General features: G+C 58.4%; 14 protein-coding genes. 10 read left to right on the top strand and 4 right to left on the bottom strand.

Features of this window, described 5'->3' with window-relative positions:
* The first annotated feature begins 19 nt into the window (after window positions 1-19).
* The 3 genes from AC5FXY_RS06920 to AC5FXY_RS06930 all read left to right on the top strand — a co-directional run bounded on the left by AC5FXY_RS06920 (window position 20) and on the right by AC5FXY_RS06930 (window position 5,736).
* Window positions 20-2,494: a T9SS type A sorting domain-containing protein gene (locus tag AC5FXY_RS06920; protein ID WP_493555920.1), complete on the top strand. Its 2,475-nt coding sequence runs from the start codon at window positions 20-22 to the stop codon at window positions 2,492-2,494.
* A 77-nt stretch (window positions 2,495-2,571) separates the two neighbouring features.
* Window positions 2,572-3,177: a 3'-5' exonuclease family protein gene (locus tag AC5FXY_RS06925; RefSeq protein WP_493555921.1), complete on the top strand. Its 606-nt coding sequence runs from the start codon at window positions 2,572-2,574 to the stop codon at window positions 3,175-3,177.
* Window positions 3,178-3,285: 108 nt separating this feature from the next.
* Entirely contained in the window at window positions 3,286-5,736 is a 2,451-nt protein-coding gene (locus AC5FXY_RS06930; RefSeq protein ID WP_493555922.1) for a T9SS type A sorting domain-containing protein, read from the top strand.
* A gap of 77 nt (window positions 5,737-5,813) precedes the next feature.
* Here AC5FXY_RS06930 and AC5FXY_RS06935 read toward each other — a convergent pair whose 3' ends face one another.
* The 3 genes from AC5FXY_RS06935 to AC5FXY_RS06945 all read right to left on the bottom strand — a co-directional run bounded on the left by AC5FXY_RS06935 (window position 5,814) and on the right by AC5FXY_RS06945 (window position 7,745).
* Window positions 5,814-6,626 carry a TPM domain-containing protein gene (locus AC5FXY_RS06935; RefSeq protein ID WP_493555923.1) on the bottom strand — a complete coding sequence of 271 codons (813 nt, stop codon included), beginning with the start codon at window positions 6,624-6,626 and terminating at the stop codon, window positions 5,814-5,816.
* Entirely contained in the window at window positions 6,623-7,078 is a 456-nt protein-coding gene (locus AC5FXY_RS06940) for a TPM domain-containing protein (RefSeq protein WP_493555924.1), read from the bottom strand. Before AC5FXY_RS06940 ends, AC5FXY_RS06935 begins: the two co-directional genes overlap by 4 nt.
* An 85-nt stretch (window positions 7,079-7,163) precedes the next feature.
* Window positions 7,164-7,745, bottom strand: coding sequence for a LemA family protein (locus AC5FXY_RS06945; RefSeq protein WP_493555925.1), 582 nt, complete (start codon window positions 7,743-7,745; stop codon window positions 7,164-7,166).
* Between the two features lie 171 nt (window positions 7,746-7,916).
* Between AC5FXY_RS06945 and AC5FXY_RS06950 the strand changes: the two genes are divergently transcribed.
* Window positions 7,917-8,930, top strand: a complete 1,014-nt coding sequence (locus AC5FXY_RS06950) for a sugar phosphate nucleotidyltransferase (protein WP_493555926.1) — start codon at window positions 7,917-7,919, stop codon at window positions 8,928-8,930.
* A gap of 8 nt (window positions 8,931-8,938) precedes the next feature.
* Here the strand turns inward: AC5FXY_RS06950 and AC5FXY_RS06955 are convergent, their stop codons facing one another.
* Window positions 8,939-9,403 carry a hypothetical protein gene (locus tag AC5FXY_RS06955; protein WP_493555927.1) on the bottom strand — a complete coding sequence of 155 codons (465 nt, stop codon included), beginning with the start codon at window positions 9,401-9,403 and terminating at the stop codon, window positions 8,939-8,941.
* Window positions 9,404-9,665: 262 nt separating this feature from the next.
* On the opposite strand from AC5FXY_RS06955, the gene AC5FXY_RS06960 reads away from it, so the two are divergent.
* The 6 genes from AC5FXY_RS06960 to AC5FXY_RS06985 all read left to right on the top strand — a co-directional run bounded on the left by AC5FXY_RS06960 (window position 9,666) and on the right by AC5FXY_RS06985 (window position 17,964).
* Window positions 9,666-11,021 carry a hypothetical protein gene (locus AC5FXY_RS06960; protein WP_493555928.1) on the top strand — a complete coding sequence of 452 codons (1,356 nt, stop codon included), beginning with the start codon at window positions 9,666-9,668 and terminating at the stop codon, window positions 11,019-11,021.
* A 96-nt stretch (window positions 11,022-11,117) separates the two neighbouring features.
* Complete coding sequence (locus AC5FXY_RS06965) at window positions 11,118-11,510, top strand: hypothetical protein (protein ID WP_493555929.1); 393 nt, start codon at window positions 11,118-11,120, stop codon at window positions 11,508-11,510.
* Between the two features lie 179 nt (window positions 11,511-11,689).
* Window positions 11,690-13,132, top strand: coding sequence for a hypothetical protein (locus AC5FXY_RS06970; protein WP_493555930.1), 1,443 nt, complete (start codon window positions 11,690-11,692; stop codon window positions 13,130-13,132).
* Window positions 13,133-13,216: 84 nt separating this feature from the next.
* Window positions 13,217-13,843, top strand: a complete 627-nt coding sequence (locus tag AC5FXY_RS06975; protein ID WP_493555931.1) for a hypothetical protein — start codon at window positions 13,217-13,219, stop codon at window positions 13,841-13,843.
* A 163-nt stretch (window positions 13,844-14,006) separates the two neighbouring features.
* Window positions 14,007-17,474, top strand: coding sequence for a hypothetical protein (locus tag AC5FXY_RS06980; protein WP_493555932.1), 3,468 nt, complete (start codon window positions 14,007-14,009; stop codon window positions 17,472-17,474).
* 106 nt (window positions 17,475-17,580) lie between these two features.
* Window positions 17,581-17,964: a DUF6678 family protein gene (locus AC5FXY_RS06985; protein ID WP_493555933.1), complete on the top strand. Its 384-nt coding sequence runs from the start codon at window positions 17,581-17,583 to the stop codon at window positions 17,962-17,964.
* Window positions 17,965-17,982 lie beyond the last annotated feature (18 nt).

Raw genomic sequence — 17,982 nt, forward strand, 5'->3', positions numbered from 1 at the left:
CTGCCTTTGCGTGTTCCTAATGGCAGTCTTTAGTAAGGGGCATGCGCAGACGCCAGACCCCACATTCGCCCAACCAGTTCTGTACCAAGTAGCCGAAATAAGGGCGGCAGTGCAGCAGCCTGATGGGAAGTACGTGGTAAGTGGGGCGTTTGTCCGAATCAATGGCACCCCGTGCGGCGCCATTGCCCGGCTCAACGCCGATGGCAGCCTTGACCAGACCTACGCCAGCTTGGTGCTGCGTACCCCGGCTACTCGTCTGATGCGGTTGCCTAGCGGCAAAGTGTTGGCTTTTAGTAGCAACGTTTTCACGGTAAGTGGGCAAACCTATGCCAATTTGATTCGGCTGAACGAGGATGGCACGCTTGATGGGAGCTTTAGTGTAGGTAGCGGGGCCGTTGGAGGGTTAGCGCAGACTGTAGCCGTGCAGCCCAATGGTCAGATTTTAGTCGGCGGCGGATTTACTTCCTTTAATGGCACGCCCGCACCGGGGCTGGTGCTCCTCAATGCCGACGGAAGTATCGCACCAGGTTTTGTAGCCTCACTGGGGAGTGGCTTTAGCGGCGACGTGCTGGCACTAGCAATAGAGCCCGGCGGAAATATCATCGTTGGTGGGCGATTCACCAACTTCAATAGCACCGGCCGGCGGTACTTGCTGCGCTTACAACCCAATGGGAGCTTGGATGCGAGTTATAATCCTTCTACTAGTTCGTCCAGTAGCACAGGGGTAGTAAGCCTTGCATTGGATCCGCGCACCAGCCAAGCCGTCATTGCCGGTGGGCCAGCTATGGGTGAGCTCAGCCGCTTGAATTTGGATGGCAGCCTAGACCCGACTTTTCAGGCGGCCTCTACATCCTACTGCATCAGCTTTAATCAGTTTAACAGCACCCGATTGGTAATAGATGCTTCGGGGCGCGTGCTAAATGTGCGCACTTGTACCGGAAGTGGGGCAGCTGCCGAATACCTTGTGCGTTACCTGCCCAATGGAAACATCGATACCCAGTTTTCTACCCAAGGAGCACTAGACGGCCCGCCTAACGTAGTTCTGCTACATGCTAACGGGGAGATACTTCTCGGGGGGCCTTTTACTCGCTTTGGAACCCTAACCAACACCAGCTTGGTTCGGCTGAGCAATACAGCTCAGCCTAATGCCGCTTTCCGGCCGCAGATCAGCGGCTTAGGTTATGTTCAGCGTGTGGTGTATCAGCCTGATGGCAAATTATTAGTGGGGGGCTCGTTTAACGAAATCAACGGCCAACCGGCACAGAACCTGGTGCGTCTAAACTCTGACGGCACCCCTGACGGCACATTTGGTTACCCTGCGGTGAACGGTTTTATCGCGAATCTAGCCGTACAACCCGATGGCAAAATATTGATTGCCGGCGGTTTCACAACCGTCAATGGTACTGGTTCACCTTCAGTTGCCCGCCTATTGCCAAGTGGAATTTCGGATCCGACATTTAATAGCCCGCTGACAGCTGAGGCTCGTTCAATGCGGGCACTGGCCATTCAACCAAACGGCAATATTATGATCGGTAGCAACGCTAGCTTCCTCCTTGGCGGACGTACCTCCCAACTGCACCGGCTATTACCGAATGGGCAGCCCGATGCTACTTATGGTGCAGGTCTGAGCAGCAGCTTCAATGGATCGGTAACCACTGTAGCAGTAATGCCCAACGGAAGCCACTACGTTGGTGGCTTTTTCACGCGCTTCAACAATGTGCCTACGGAAAGCCTGGTACTACTAACGCCCGACGGCCTGCAGGATCCGGCTTTCACCGCACCAGTGGCGAGTACTACGCCGCGGTCTGTCGAGAAGGTGCTTCCCTTGCCGAACGGGCAACTTCTAGTGGGTGGATCGTTTGCCTCTTATGGAAGTCTCACGCGTACTAATCTGGTGCGCCTGAATAACACCGGAACGGAAGACGCGACTTGGAACGCTACCATGAGTGGTAGCGGTGTAGCAACGCTGCATGAACAACCGAATGGTAAAATCTTGGTAGGAGGGCGAGGCAATCAGACTGTAAGTGGCATAAACCAAGGTTCGTTGTTCCGGCTCAACGCCGATGGAACTCTCGATAACAGCTTTGTAGGCGGGCCAGGGTTAATCAGCGGGGTAGTATACGACGTTGCAAGTCAGCCCGATGGCAAGCTCATAGTTGGTGGCAGTTTTAATGCAGCCGGTGGCCAGCCCAGCTATGGTTTGGTGCGACTGACGGCGCCCGGTGTACTAGCTTCTCGCTCGGCTAACTCTGCGGCTTCGTTAGAGATATGGCCAAATCCAGTTCGTGACCAATTGCATGTATCGCTACTGAATGTTGCTCGGCCGACGAAAATACAGCTGTTAGATAACCTGGGTAGAGTCATTGATTCGCGGTCCTTATCCGACTCTCACAAGAGCTGTGTAGTGCCAGTTCGCCACCTACCTGCTGGCGTATACCTACTGCGCGTCGACTACGCCGACGGCCCCGTGACGCGCCGCGTGGTGGTGCAGTAACAATCAGCCGCAGAACGGCGTTTGCACAGCGGCCCGGGCACTGCGCCCGGGCCGCTGTTTTGTCATAAGTCCAGACCATGCGCTACGTTTCCCTCGACCTCGAAACCACCGGCGGCGACGCGCTGCGACACCAAGTCATTGAGCTAGGTGCCGTAGTAGAGGATACCAAGCGCCTGCTGCCGCTGGAAGAGCTTCCACGGTTTCGGCGGGCGGTGCGGCACGCCGAGTACGTGGGTACGGCCGGCGCGCTGGCTCTGAATGCCGGCTTGCTGCAGGAGCTGGCCGACCATCCGTACGGGCCGGAAGTATGCACTGAGGAGGAGCTGGTGCCCCAGCTGCAGGAATTTTTGCTGGCGCAGGGTTTCAGGGCCGATGAGTGGGGCCACGTCACCATCACCATGGCCGGTAAAAACATCGGCTCATTTGACTTGGGGTTTCTGCGCAGGTTGCCTGGCTGGGGAACCTTGGTACGCGCCGAGCCGGCGCTGCTGGATCCGGCCGCCTTCTACCTGAACTGGAAAAAAGACTCGCGCCTGCCCACCATGGCCATCTGCAAAGCCCGGGCAAGGTTTGATGATCATACGGTGGCCCACCAAGCCATTGCCGACGCACTGGACGTCATCCGTCTGCTGCGCCCCTTTTATGAATTGCCGGTGTATAAGCAGGTGCAACCAGCGGAGTAAGCAAAATGAAATAGCTCGTTGGGAGGGATGGAGGTTGTCGGAGAATCATGCCGTATTTTGTCAGGACTTTTTTCGACAATTAGTATGGCAATACGTCTATTCTGTTCTTTGATTCTAGGCATAAGCACCCTGCTTATCCCCTCTGCCTACGGGCAAACGCTCGACCCCAGCTTCCAACCAGCGGAGCTTTACCGGCCAGCCGACGTAGCGGCCGTGGTGCAGCAGCCCGACGGCAAGCGCTTGGTACTAGGAGAGTTTCTGCGGACCGATGCGGGCTCCAACACGCCGCTGGTGCGCTACAACGCCGACCACACCTTGGACCAAGCCTTTGCCAGCAACGTGGCTACGCTGCGCGGCAGCATCACCAACGTACGCGTGCTGGCTACGGGCAAAATCCTACTGATCGGTGACGGCTCGCTGACACTGAACAGCCTGACGCGCGAAGATGTGATGCGGCTCAATGCCGATGGAACCGCCGACGCGAGCTTCAACGCCGGCTTGGCCAGTGGAACTGGCTCGGCGAGAGTTTCGGCCGTGCAACCCGACGGCAAAATCTTATTGGGCGGAGCGTTCAGTAGCTACAACGGCGTCACCGTAAGTAATATCGTGCGCCTAATGCCCGATGGAGCCGTAGATGCAGGTTTTAACGCTCCTTCTTTGGCAAGTGGCTCCGTACAGGAAATCACGCTGCAGCCCGACGGTAAAATCCTGATAGGAGGCTTCTTTATTACGCCGACTGTCTGCATCGCCCGCCTGCTGCCCAGCGGAGCACTTGACAATACCTTCGCCTCACCGGTTCAGTACTACAGCTCTTCCAGTGGTAATGAAGTGACGTCGGTGACCATGATCGGAGTGCAACCGGATGGCAAAATATTAATTGGCACAGGCTTCTACTACCTACAACTCAACACTGGTTCAAACACACCCTTTGCGCGGCTGTTACCTAATGGAACCCGGGATGCAAGCTTTAATATAGCTGTGACATTTAATAGCTCTCCGCTCATAAACAACAGCAAGGACGCTAACGAGTTTGTAATACAGCCCGACGGCAAGATAATCGTCGGCGCAACGGCTGGGTTTGGCAGAAGAGCAAATGGACCGCTGGTGCGTTTCAACACGGACGGCAGTCGGGATGCTTCTTTCACAATACCTGCTCTCGGTTCAAGTGATATTATTTCGCTGCAAGGGCAGGCCAACGGGCAGCTATTGGTAGCAGGGGCGAACTTTATGCAGCCTGGGCGGCGCAATAACGTTTTGTTGCTGAACACCGACGGAAGCACTGCTACTGCCTTTAATCCCTTGCTGTTGGCTGGGGGAGAGGTATACTGCTTCGCTCAGCAAGCTGATGGTAAAATAGTAGCTGGTGGCTGGTTTGACGAGGTTAACGGAACCCCCGCCGGCAACTTGGCGCGCTTCAATTCCGACGGCTCCCTCGATGCCGCTTTCACGGCGCAGGCAAGCACTGAAGTTCGGGTGTACAACGTGGCGTTACAGCCCGACGGAAGGGTGCTGCTAAGCGGGTGGGATCCTACCGGCGGAGGAAACGCGGAAATGGTGCGCTTGATGTCCACCGGAGCCGCCGACAATTCGTTTCAAACGGCACCATTTACCGACGCTTATTCTTTCGTCCTGCAACCCGATGGGCGCATTATAATTGCCGGAACGCGGGTTGAGCGCCTGCTTTCCAATGGGCAGCCCGACAATACATTTGCTATCGGGGCTTTGAGCGGTTATGCTTACGACGTGCAATTACAGCCCGATGGCAAAATTTTGGTTGGGGGTTCTTGGAATGAATTCAATTCCACTCCCGTTCGCAACCTGGTACGCTTAGAAAGCAACGGCCAACTTGATGCGGGCTTCACTCCCCCTGTTCAAAGTGTATCCGGGCTGTTTGTTTATGAGCTTCGATTGCAACCCGACGGAAAAATCGTCGCCGGATCTTTCGTAGATCCCAGCTTGCCGGCTACGCTGCCTTTCCATTTGTTTCGCCTGATGCCTGACGGTGCAACCGACAACGGCTTCACCGCCGCGCTTCCTTTCACTGGCCCCTCTGGAGGAATAGCAGGAGTGGCCTTGCAGCCCAACGGCCGGCTTCTGGTTTCTACTTACAAGAATCCGGGTTTTGCCAGACTAATGCCCGATGGCCAGAATGATTCATCGTTCGGCTCACTCGCCTTCGACGGGGCCGTAGTGGAGATGAAGGTGTTGCCGGATGGTAAAATCATGGCGGCAGGCTCTTTCACCCGCGTTGCCGGCCAGCCGGTCGTAGGCCTGGCGCGGCTGGCGGTTCCCAACTTACTCCATACTGCTACGAGTCAGCTGGATAGCCGCACGGAAGTCTGGCCCAATCCGGCCCACGACGTGCTGCGCGTGCAGCTAGACGAACGCGCCCGGGCACATAGCGTAGAGCTGCTCGACGCCACGGGCAAAGTGGTGCTCCACCAAGCCGTGTCGCAAGCCAGCGTAACCATCCCGGTTCAGCGGGTAAAGGCCGGGCTGTACCTGCTGCGCGTCAACTATGCGCACGGGCCCGTCACGCAGCGGTTAATAATTCGCTAGCCACCGTCTTTTTCATCAACAGCAACGGCTGCCCTGTATCAGAGCAGCCGTTGCTGTTATGTAGCCGCGGGGTTGGGTTACCAGTTGCCGGAAGCGCCGCCGCCGCCCGAGGAGCCGCCGCCGAAGCCACCAAAACCACCTCCGCCGCCAAAGCCGCCTCCGCCACCGAAGCCGCCGCCGAAACCACCCCCGCCTCCGATGATAACAGGCGGGAAGAAGCCGCCACCGAAGCCGCGGTTGCGTCGGCCACCGCGGCCGCCTCCACCGCCCCGGCTGCGCATGATCCAGAAGAGCACCAGAACGCCGATAACCACCCAAAACAGCCATCCGTCGCCTCCGCCATCGTCGGAGTAGTCGGCGGCGGCGCGGGGCTCGGAGCTGTACTCGCCGGCGGCCAGCGCGATAAGCCGGTCGATGGCCCCATCAATGCCGTCGTAGTAGCGCTCGGCTTTAAAAGCGGGTACCATCACGTTGGTGATGATGCGCTTGGCCAGCGCGTCGGGTACGGCGCCTTCCAGGCCATAACCCGTCCGGATGGTGACTTTGCGCTCATCCCGAGCCACTAGGATCAGCAGGCCGTTGTTTTTCTGCTTCTGCCCGATGCCCCAGAGCTCAAAGAGCTGCTGGCCGTAGTCGGCTATTTCGTAATTGCCAATGCTGGGCACCGTCACCACCGCAAACTGCGAGGAAGTGGTGTCGTTGTAATTGATGAGCTTCTGCTCCAATGCCTGTTCTTCGGCAGGCGTCAGCAGGTCGGCCAGGTCATTGACTAGTCGTGGGGGAGAGGGGCGCGGAGGAATGCTCTGGGCCGCTACATTGATTGCCAGCAGGCTTAGGGCCAGCAGCAGTACGTAAGCGCGTCTGAAGAGAAAAGAGAAATCGGCTGTCATGGGCGCGGCGGCTGCTTTTTTCCGTAGGAAATCGAGTCGTCGAGCTCGTTTTTATCGGTGGTGGCGTCGTAAGGAAAGTAACGGCGGAGCTGTTCGCCGGCTAACTGAATGCCCTGCTCTAGGCCCTGCACGTATTGCTGGCGCCGAAAATGACCTAGCACCATCTCCTTGGTTCGCTCCCAGAAATCATCGGGCACTGCCGCGTTGATGCCTACATCGCCGATGACGGCAAATTGGCGCGAGGCCCAAGCCACATAGAAGAGCACCCCGTTGCGTTGGGCCGTGCGGTGCATGCCTAGTTCGCCGAACACCTGCTCGGCTCGGAACATGGGGTCGGACATTGGGCATTCTTCCTCCAGGTGCACCCGGATTTCGCCCGATGTAGCCAGCTCCGCCTGCCGAATGGCTTCTACCAGAAGTTCTTCTTGCTTGGGCGTCAGAGGATTGTACATATCGGTAGAAGTCAGTTGGCGGTGGGCCGGTAGCCGTGCAGGGCTAGGCCCTGGCCTTGGCTATCGGCCCACCGCCAACTAGTAATTACTCAAAATTGACCGTTGGGGCTTTTTGGGCGCTGGCGTCGGCTTCGAAGTAAGGCTTCTGCTGGAAGCCAAACATGCCGGCAAAGAGGTTATTAGGGAACGAGCGGACGTAAGTGTTGTACTGGTTAGTAGTCTCGTTAAAGCGCTGGCGCTCCACGTTGATGCGGTTCTCCGTGCCTTCGATCTGAGCCTGCAGTTCCTGGAAGTTAGCGTTGGCTTTCAGATCGGGGTAGTTTTCGGCTACGGCCAACAAGCGACCCAGGCCGGCGCTCAACTGGCCTTGCGCTTCCTGAAACTGGCGCAGGTTTTCGGGCGTGAGCTGATCGGCGCGCAATTGCACGCTGGTGGCCTTGGCCCGGGCCTCTACCACTTGCGTCAGGGTTTGCTGCTCAAATTTGGCGGCGCCTTTCACCGTGTTTACCAGGTTCGGAATCAGGTCGGCGCGGCGCTGGTAAGAGTTCTGCACGTTGGCCCACTGAGACTGCACTTTCTGGTCCAGTTCAACCATGGTGTTGTAACCGCACGACGACTGCGACAGCAGAATTACCAAACCGGCGAAATAAAGGAGGAAGCGTTTCATGGAGGTGTAGAGGGGGAAGAGAGATGTTGTCAAATTCACGATTGCCCAGCTCAAGCTATTCCTGTCCGGCCGAGCTGGCGTTGCAAAGTACGTATTCATAGCAGCGCGGTTATATATGCCCGCTCCGGCCTTGAATCCTTATTTTGCGTCGCTCAACCTTTAACCCCCGCCATGAAAGCCATTATTCCCGTTGCTGGTATCGGTTCGCGCCTGCGGCCGCACACGCACACGCAGCCCAAGTCGCTGGTGCCGGTGGCAGGTACGCCCATCCTCGGGCACATCATCGACCGGTTGTTGGCCGTTGGAATCCAGGATTTTGTGTTTGTGGTCGGTTATCTCGGCGAGAAAATCGAGCGGTATGTGCGCCGCTGCTACCCACAGCTGCAAACCGAGTTTGTGGTGCAGGAACCGCGCGAAGGCATCGGGCACGCGCTGTGGCTGGCTCGGGAGTATTTTCGGCACGAGCAGGAGCCCATTCTGATCCAGCTCGGCGACACAATTGTCGACGTCGACCTACACAAGATTATCGAGGGCCCGGGCACGGTGCTGGCCGTGAAGGAGGTGAAGACGCCTTCCTCGTTTGGGGTAGTCGAGGTAGGACAGGATGGCTTCGTGACCAAGGCCATCGAGAAGCCGCGCATTCCGAAGTCTAACTACGCGCTGGTAGGCTTGTACCGCATCGAGAACCCGGCGTGGCTGGCTTCGGCCCTGGAGCGCATCATTGAGGAAGACCGCCGCACGTACAACGAATTCTACCTGACCGATGCGCTGATGGTCATGATCGAGCAAGGCGCCAAAATGAGCACTTGGACGGTGGATAGCTGGTTTGACTGCGGCCGCAAGAACACACTGCTGGAAGCTAATGCCCGTTTACTTAACCGGCAGGAGTTTTTGGAGGCGACCCAGGATGTCAACTTTCCCAACACCATCATCATCCCGCCCGTCAGCATTGCCCGTGACTGCGCCATCAGCAACAGCATCATCGGCCCCAACGTGGCCATCGGCGAACGAACCATTATTCAGGACACCATCCTGCGCAACAGCATCATCGGGGCGTATAGCGAGCTGCGCTCAGCAGTAATGCACGATTGTATTGTGGGGGCCGATGCGTCGTTTCGGGGGTTAAATCACAGCCTGAACATCGGCGACAATACCGAAATTGATTACACCGCTACCGGCGGCTAGCGGCGGAGTTATCGGCTGTGGGTACTGGACTGCATGTCTTCTTCCCATTCCTGCTGCAGGCGCGCCGCCTGCTCGTCGGAATTGGTCAGCCATTCCAACGCGGTCTGTGAGTCGTTGAAAAATTGCACTGCTCGTTGCGTGGGCGCTTGGGTTAAGGGCATCAAGCCTTCGATGACCATTAGGTTGTAGGCGTCGTCGGCCACGATGGCCAGGCGCCGCACGGTGGTATTGAGCAGCGCGGGCATCCAGGTGTTTTCCAGCCACACTTGGTCTTCCACGGTCAAAGGGGCCGCCGTCAGCTCAATTAGCCATGAGCTGACGCGGTTTTCGGAGGCCATATCCAACAACGACTCGTGCACACTCTGGAATAAGCTTAATCCGGCAAAACGCTCGACGCCGTTCCACCGGTGCCGCAAAAGGCCCAGGGTCCAGTCGTGTTGAATGCATACAAAATCACTAACGGTGTACATCATAACCGATGTTGCGGCTGCTGAAGTGGCTTGTACGCAAGCAGCCGACCTAGAGTATTGGTTAATGAAAAGGGTTTGTGTAACTATTTCGTGAACCTGGGCTGGGTGCAGCCCGGTTCAGGCGTGCATTAACTACGAAGAAGGGGTTCTGCTGCGTTAGCAGGCAGAATTCCCTCTACCTACCACATGCCTTGTCACAACCTCTAAGGCCCGACAGTAGTACGTTGCATTGCACCTCCGCCCGGAGGTGCGTATGTTCGGACCAATGCAACTCCCTTTCTCCGTCCGTCACTGCCTGCCCGCTGCCACCTTGTGGTTGCTGACGGCGTGTTATTCGCGCTCCGACATGCAGTCGGAGGCCAACAGTTCGGCTCCGGCTGCCTCCGAGCAGCCCACTACTACGCCACCGGCCGCAGCGCCCAAACCGACGGCGCCAGCAGCGGCTACGCCGCCCGTTGGTACTGCCAAGTTTTCGAGGGTTAACGTGTTTCTGGAGGTTTCAGGTTCCATGCAGGGCTTTATGCCCGCCGCCGGGGCCGATGCCCGTACCACCGAATTTCAGCAGCAGGTATCGGAGTGGCTTTCGGCCCTGGAGCGCGACCCACGCGTGCCGCAGCGCCGCTACTACCGCATTGCCGATCGGCCTTTGGCTGACTCGTACAGCGGCTTGAGCAATACCGTGCGGCGCGGCATCAGTCAGCCGGCCAAGAGCACCAGTATTCCGGCCATCCTGGATACGGTGGCCAACCGCTACCTCGCCGACGGCAGCATCAGCGTCATCATTTCCGATTTTATCTACTCGCCCGCCAACCCCGGCGACGTGCCTTACATCAACACCGATATTGCCGATGCGCTGGCCAAGAGCCGGCCCGATCTGGCCGTGTCGGTCTACGCTCTTACTTCGGACTTCCGCGGTACTTACTACCCGGCCGTGAAAGGCAAGGTGCCCAACTGCTGCCCCGAGCCCATTCCGTATTATATGTGGGTGCTGGGCCCGGCCAACTTGGTCGGCCAGTTTGATGCCACGCTGATGAAGGGCCTGAAGGGCGAGCAAGCCCACTTTGGACTAGCGGCGGCTGAAGTGCCCAGTTCGGTGCTCAGCCGCTACAAGCGGCAGGGCACCTGGTTTGTGGCCGATGCGGGCCGGCAGGCAGGCGCTTCGGGCCGCGCCGTGGCTATTGAAGAGGCATCGGCGCAGGAGCCTGCGGAGTTTGTGGTAGGCCTGGACCTAACTCAACTGCCCGAGCTTTTCCAGAGCCAACAGTACTTACAGAAGAACCTGGCCCTGCGCGGCAACACCACGGCAGCCAAAGTGGTAAAAGTCGAGCTGGCCAACGAGGCGACCCGCCGCAGCGGTGCTGCCGAGGCCGCCTACACGCATTTTGTGACGGTGCGCGTTACGGCCAAGCCCAGCAACAAGCAGGACCTGACGCTGGCCCTGCCGGCTGCCCGACCAACTTGGGTAGAAAAATGGACCACCACCAACGACAGCCGGCCTGGTTCTCAAACCTTTGCCCTAAACCGCCAGCTCGACGGCCTGCAGCGCCTGCTCGCCGGGCGCAACACTGGCACGAATGCTGCCGATGTGCTGCGCGTTCCGCTTTCCATTCAACCCGATTAATAGACCTGATTATGGAGACATGGGAAATATGACTTTCGCTCAGTATTTCTACCCTGTCTCATAGCTCGCGTCGCACGTTCTTACTCCTCCTTCCCCATGAAAGGCTTCTTTCGCGCCCTCTACGAAGTTATCGGCTTGCCCCAGCCGTCTTCTGAAACACCAGTTTACCGCGAGGTAATCTTCCCCAACATCGGCTTGCTCAACATTGGGGTGACCCTGGCCCTACTCGTGCTGTTCTACTTGGTAATCAACCGCTGGATGCGCGTGGCTACATTCAGCCGCCCGGCCCATTGGTCGATTTTACTGCTGGTGAATGCGCTTATTGCGTTCATCATCGTTATAGCGCAGGTCAACGGGCAAAACGTGGTGTCGCACTCGTATATGTACTGGCTGGCCTTGCTCAATGCCATCTACGCGGCGCTGTTCTTCTTCCTGTTCTCCCTCATCTTCCGCAAGCTGTCCGTCAACGCCAGCACGACGCCGTTTTAAGAAAACAAACTAGTTCCCCTCCTCAGATGAGGAGGGGTTAGGGGTGGTTGATAGACTAGAGCTAGAAAGCTAGTTGTAGCAAATCTTTCAACGATTGTCAACCACCCCGCCCTTCGGGCACCCCTCCTCAGCTGAGGAGGGGAATTCGTCCAGATAACCGCTCTTCCCTTTCCCCACGAATGGCCAAACTCTTTCTTTTCGGCATCGGCGGCACCGGCTCCCGGGTGGTCCGCTCGCTCACGATGCTGCTGGCGGCAGGCGTAGAACTGCCCAACTGCCAGCAGGTGGTGCCCATCATCATCGACCCGGACGCGCAGAACGCGGACATGAACCGCACCGTGCAGCTGCTCCAGACCTACCAGCAGATTCACCGGCGCCTCGGGCCGCGCGAGGAAGGGTTCTTCAAGACCGATATCAGCACGCTTTCGTCCATCAGCCAAGACGTGAACGGCTCGGTGAAGGACACCTTCGTGTTCGACTTCGGCGGCATCAACCGCTCTTTCCGTGACTACCTGGGCTACAACGCCCTGCCGGTGGAGTCAAAGGCGCTGGTGGAAGCCCTCTTTACCCAGGATAACCTGGAAAGCCCGCTTACCATCGGCTTCCGCGGCTCGCCCAACGTGGGCTCGGTGGTCTTGAACCGCATCGTGGAGTCGCCGGAGATGCGCTTCTTCGCCGACAACTTCCAGCAAGACGACCGGGTGTTTTTCATCTCGTCGATTTTCGGCGGTACCGGTGCCTCGGGCTTCCCGCTGCTGCTCAAGAACCTGAAAGACCCCAACACGCGCCTCTCGAACGCCCGCTACCTGCGCGACGCCCTCACCGGGGCCGTGACGGTGATGCCCTACTTCGCCCTCCAGAGCGAGGACCAGCAGGTTATCGACTCCAATAACTTCCTGACCAAGACCAAAGCGGCGCTCGGCTACTACGAAAACCATCTGCAGGGCCTCGATGCCCTCTACTACCTCGCCGACACGCCCGATACGCCCTACGACAACCAGCCGGGCGGCACCGGGCAGCGCAATAAGGCCCACATTATCGAACTGCTGGCCGCCTTGAGCATTGTGGATTTTATGAACTACTCGGCCGGCGACATCCGTAGCAACAACGGCCCTCTGTTCCACGAATTCGGCTTGGAGACGGACTCGCCGGAGGTACAGTTCCAGCACCTGCCCACCGAAACCAAGGAGCAAGTAGCCCAGCACCTCACGCAGCTGCTGTACTTCTCGCGCTACCACAAGCAGCACATGGGCTCCGACGAAGCGCCCTACGCCAAAAACCTCAACCTGCAGTACGCGCAGAAAAACGAGCCCATCTTCCGCCAGCTCGATCAGTTCCTGCACAATCCCGACTTCGGGGTCGACGGCTGGCTGACCGAGCTAAGCCAGAACCGCCGCGCCTTCCGTCCCTTCAACCTGAATACCGACGATTTCAACCTGATGATCAACGGTAAGCCGGTAGAAACGGGCTTCTTCAGCAAAGGCATCAGCCGGAATTACCTGCTGGATGCGCTGAATACCCGCGAGAAGAAGGTGCAGGACGCCGACAACTTCCGCAAGCTCATCACGCTGATGTATGACGTGACGGACGAGGCGTTTCGGGATAAGGTGAAGGTGGTGTGACCCCAGAACGGCTAATCAAGAATGTCATGCTGAGCGAAGTCGAAGCATCTCTACCGATTCGTTGAAGGGCTCCAAACATCGTTCATGCCTCGCAAGAAATCAATTCTTCAGCAGCTTAAAGCTTCACTAAAGGAAGCCCAAGCAGAAAACGAAGTAGCTCTTCAGGAAGAGTTACAAACCATTCTTTTTGCGCTGTCGCAGCCTTGGCCGAAGACTTTTCGAGTTCTAACGAAGTTGCTGGATGAGGCGACTAGCCATGTAACCAAACATCACATCGCCAGGATTTTCGGCGAGGCCAAGGACCCAAGAGTTCTAAAGCCGCTGATGCGAGCTGCTAAAGAGCCTAAGAACGAAGATTACAACGCTCGATATTTCTGGGCTTGTGCTCAGTACGATTGCACAGCTTACCTAAGCTTCTTCGTGCAATTTCTTGCTCAATGCCAAGATCCGGGAGAAGCAATGGTAGCCTGCGTAACCGTCATTGAAGAAATGAAAGGACCTTTCGAAGCAGACACCTTCAACAGAAACATCGTCAGGTTACTGCGGCGCAATCGGAGTGCTTTGCCATCCGAGTTACGGGGTCAAGACGAGCGGTTTACCATTCAAGCGGCCTATGCTTTGCTGGATAAATACTTCGATCAAGTCGATGCTCACTGGAAAGCAGAGCATCCGTTTCATGAAAAAGCAGCTCAGTTGATCTATGGCCGCTGACTCCAACGAAGCGGTAGAGATGCTTCGACAAGCTCAGCAGGACGTTCTCTGACCATGACGCCCTCCGATAATCATTCAACGATTGTCAACCACTCCGCCCTTCGGGCACCCCTCCTCAACTGAGGAGGGGAGTTCGTTCTTCTAAACAGACTTTCTCCTTCGCATGCCCAAAGTCCTCCGCCTGCACAACAGCGGCTCACAGCAAATCCAGGGCTGGCAACAGACCGGTCCGCTCACGAGCACCGAAATCAACACCATCACCGACCCCACGGGCGGCCGTACGCGCAATCTGGCGGTGTCCATCCCGACGCCCTTCGCGCGGATGCACCTCTTCGAAACGGCCTTCGACTTTGTGGCGCGGGAGGGCAACCGCAACCCCAATTCGGTGTACCACGAGTTGGTCTCGCACTACTGGGACTTGCTGGAGCTGCTCTATAACTATCACCTCTACTCGCAGGCCGGCCGCCGCATCACGCTGCGCCGTTGGAACGCCGAGGCCGAGCTGGGCCGCATGCAGGCCGACCCCAACACCCGTCTGTTGGGCGACACCCTGCGCTTGTTCTGGCAGGACGAGCGGTTCCGCGAGACGCCCGATCTGTACCTGATTTTCTACGAGTCGCCGGGCCTAGCGGGTGGACCGCGCCTGCTGGGCGGCACCTCGCCGCTGACGCTGCTCTTCACCGCGCCCGCCGTGCCGGTGCTCGATGTGGAGCGCCCCCGCGCCGGTGGCCGCTACTTCGACCAGCAATACGTGAGCCTGGAGCAGCGCGACCCCGCGTTCCAGGACTTCGTGTATGAGCTGTTCCTGACCTTCCCGCGTCTGCAGGACCGCACCTTCGCTCACCGCGTATTCGGCACTCTCGACCGCAACCGCATCAGCCAGATGCAGCTGCAGGGCGACCGGAACGCTCAGACCTTCGCTGCGCGCTACCCCAGCCTCACCGACGTGCAGGGCAACCCGGCCTACGTGCGCAACATCCCGCTGCCCGGCCGCGGCGACCAGACGGCCGTCACCAGCTCCGACCTGTTCATTCAGCCGACGCGCGAGCTGTTGCAGGGCCAGGTGCGGCCACTGGTACTGCGCCCCAACTTGGCCATGGGCGGCGTAAACTACCTGAACGGCCAGCCTTGGGACGACCGCACCTTCGTGCCCTACATCGACGAGCAGCCCATGAGCAGCCGCGTGCTGCCCGGCAAAGGCTTCAAATACCCCTACCTGACGGTGGGCGACTTGCTGGCCGACTCCTTGGTGGAGCTGCCCTACGAACTGAACTCGGAGCGCTACCACACCGGCCGCGTCACATTCCAGTACGGGGCTGACTCTCAGGGCCGGGCACGCTTCCCGTACCTGCTGCCCCTGCAACCCGCCTTCTTCGAGTACTTCACCGAGCACGATCTGGCCGAACTGCTGCACTTCACCATCGACCTGAACCACGTGCGCGTAAGCCTGCGGGTGCCGGTGCAGCAAGGGCGTTTCATTACGCTGGAGCGCAGCTACTACCAGAATCCGCAGAACCCCAAGGACGAGCAGGGCCGCGAAATCCCGGAGAAAGGCCGCATCGTGCGGGCCAACGTGGGCTTGGGCGTGTTCCCGTTCTACAAATTCCGCCAGCAACCCGAGTACAATGACCTGTACAAGGTGATGCTCGTGGATGCTGACAACGGCCCGGCGCAGCTGCAGAAGCAGTACGCGGTGGAGTTCTTTGTGGGCGGGGAACGGATTACCGACCAAGGTGCTGCCCGCCGTGCCACCCGCTACGAGCGGACGCGCAAGAGCATCAACACTGCCGGCAGTACTTATTACGAAGTCACGGGCACGCACTTTGATGTGGCCGAGCTAGTGTGCCCAGCCGGCCCCGGCCTGGCGCCGGCCCGCGGCCTGATGGTGCCACGCTGGAAAGAGCTGGACCGCGGTACGCGCCGCTTCACCTTCGCCGTCGACTTCGGTACCACCAACACCCACATTGCCTACTCCGACGGGCCGAGCAGCCACCCGCGCCCGCTCACCATCGGCGAAATCGATCAGCAGGTAACCTGGCTGCACGCCCCGCTGCCCGACCAAGGCCTATCTGGCGCGCAGCGTTACCGCCAGGGCGCACAGCAGCTGCAGGGCGACATTGCCACCCTGCAAAACCGCGAGTTTGTGCCTTCCTTCATCGGAGAAGGCGGCGCGGGCTATGCCTTCCCGGTGCGTACGGCGGTGTGCGAAACGAGCACCTTCCCGAACGAGCCGGCCCGCGTGCTCGGCAACATCAACATCGGCTTCAGCATCAATACCGAAACGTCGGCGGAGCTGCCCCAAAACCGCTTCGTGACCAACCTGAAGTGGTCGGCGGAGCTGGACCCGGGCGGGGTGACGCGCATTGAGGCCTTCTTCCGTGAGGTAATGCTGCTGCTCAAGCACAAAGCGGCCCTGAACGGCGGCATCATGGAAGACACGCGCGTGGTGTGGTTTGCGCCACTGAGCTTTGATGCTTTCCTGCGCAATCAGTTCAAGGACAAGTGGGACCAGGCGTTCCAGCAGGTGTTCCGCACCCGCCGCGACACGCTCACGCTTACCGAATCGGTGGCGCCGTACTACTACCTCACGGCTACGAACCAAGTGGTGCCGAGCCGCGACGAGAACGTAGTGAACATCGACATTGGCGGTGGCACCACCGACCTCTTGGTGTTTGCCAACTCGCGTCCCGCTTTCAGTTCCTCGTTCCGCTTCGCTGGCAACGACCTGTGGGGCGACGGTTACGCCCGCGTACAAGGCGCGCCCAAGCAGAACGGCTTGCTGCGCCTCGGCGTGAGCCACGTAGAAAGCCTGCCCGACTCAGAGCAGAACACCGAGTACAAAGGCTACCTGCGCGCCGCGCTCAACAACAACGACTTCGGCTCGGCCGACGTGACCTCCTTGCTCTTCCTCTACGACGACGCCCTGCGCTTCTCGCAGAGCCTGGCGCTGGGCAAGGGCCGGCAGCTACGGGTACTCTTTTACCTGCACTACACCAGCATCATTTACCACGTAGGTCAGCTCAGCCAGCACTTAGGCTTGAAGCTGCCGCGCTACCTGTGCTTCTCGGGCAAGGGCAGCCTGTACCTGCGCCTGCTGGCCGGTGGTAGTAGCATGGGTGCCATCGAGCGTATCTCCAAGGCGGTACTGAAGGCCGTGACGGGGCAGGAGCCGCCGCAGAACTTCCGCGTAATTCTGGCCGATAATCCCAAGGAAGCCACTACTAATGGCGGCGTGCTATTTGAGGAAAGTCAGTCGGCGCCGGATGTGAACAGCATCCAGAACATTCGCCTCGTGGGCGCTCAGGATGGCCCCGAAATCGGCAATCTGCGCCTGAAAGCCCGCGGCGTGGATGCTGATATGCGCCAGGCAGTGCTCGACAACATGCGCAACTTCCTGGAGTTGGTGCTAACCAACGAAGACGTGGCCCCGCTTATGCGCGAAGTTGGCGTCGATATCGACCGTGGCCGGGTGCTGGAGTTTATGCTGCGCGAAGTAGAAGACAGCCTGAACCTGGGCCTGCACCAGATGGAACGCAACCTGGGCTCAGAGGAAACGTTGCCCGAAACGCTGTTCTTCCTGCCGCTGAAGCAGTCTTTGTACAACCTCAGCCGGGAGTTGCTGCAAGGCTAAGCCAGAACGTCAAGCTCCCCTCCTCATCTGAGGAGGGGAAGCTTTGGCTTTAGCCAAAGCCGGGGTAGTTGATGGGCGTCCGTGCCGCCAGAACGAAGTGAAGCTTATGAAAGAAGATCTGCTAACTAAGTACATCTACGCCAATCAGCTTGCTTCCGGCATGAACAATACAAAGTGGCGGGAACTGGCAGATGCAATGACGTCTAATCCTGAGTTCGAGCCACAAGTTCGCGTCAGGTACTTATTAGATGAAAAAACCTACGACTTCTCACATCTTGATTGGGAAAGCGTGAGGAGTAGTGAGAACAGATATATCGAATGGATGGACCTCGACCCAATCAAACGCGAACGTGTCGGCTGGTTGGTTGCAGACGTCCAAACCAATTTCACCTCTTGGCTCAGAGCGTCCCTCGAAAAGCACTCTATACCTTTTTCAGAAGAAGACGGCATCTTCAGAATCTACGGCTACTTGAGGCCTAACAGCAAATAGCATTTCGCTGACTGCTTA

Source organism: Hymenobacter sp. FMD4 (genome assembly GCF_058932745.1).

Bases quoted from the DNA above. Each gene is read 5' to 3' on its own strand.
- AC5FXY_RS06920 (WP_493555920.1), top strand. From the start codon at position 20: ATGGCAGTCTTTAGTAAGGGGCATGCGCAGACGCCAGACCCCACATTC.
- AC5FXY_RS06925 (WP_493555921.1), top strand. From the start codon at position 2,572: ATGCGCTACGTTTCCCTCGACCTCGAAACCACCGGCGGCGACGCGCTG.
- AC5FXY_RS06935 (WP_493555923.1), bottom strand. From the start codon at position 6,626: ATGACAGCCGATTTCTCTTTTCTCTTCAGACGCGCTTACGTACTGCTG.
- AC5FXY_RS06940 (WP_493555924.1), bottom strand. From the start codon at position 7,078: ATGTACAATCCTCTGACGCCCAAGCAAGAAGAACTTCTGGTAGAAGCC.
- AC5FXY_RS06945 (WP_493555925.1), bottom strand. From the start codon at position 7,745: ATGAAACGCTTCCTCCTTTATTTCGCCGGTTTGGTAATTCTGCTGTCG.
- AC5FXY_RS06950 (WP_493555926.1), top strand. From the start codon at position 7,917: ATGAAAGCCATTATTCCCGTTGCTGGTATCGGTTCGCGCCTGCGGCCG.
- AC5FXY_RS06955 (WP_493555927.1), bottom strand. From the start codon at position 9,403: ATGATGTACACCGTTAGTGATTTTGTATGCATTCAACACGACTGGACC.
- AC5FXY_RS06960 (WP_493555928.1), top strand. From the start codon at position 9,666: ATGCAACTCCCTTTCTCCGTCCGTCACTGCCTGCCCGCTGCCACCTTG.
- AC5FXY_RS06965 (WP_493555929.1), top strand. From the start codon at position 11,118: ATGAAAGGCTTCTTTCGCGCCCTCTACGAAGTTATCGGCTTGCCCCAG.
- AC5FXY_RS06970 (WP_493555930.1), top strand. From the start codon at position 11,690: ATGGCCAAACTCTTTCTTTTCGGCATCGGCGGCACCGGCTCCCGGGTG.
- AC5FXY_RS06975 (WP_493555931.1), top strand. From the start codon at position 13,217: ATGCCTCGCAAGAAATCAATTCTTCAGCAGCTTAAAGCTTCACTAAAG.
- AC5FXY_RS06980 (WP_493555932.1), top strand. From the start codon at position 14,007: ATGCCCAAAGTCCTCCGCCTGCACAACAGCGGCTCACAGCAAATCCAG.
- AC5FXY_RS06985 (WP_493555933.1), top strand. From the start codon at position 17,581: ATGAAAGAAGATCTGCTAACTAAGTACATCTACGCCAATCAGCTTGCT.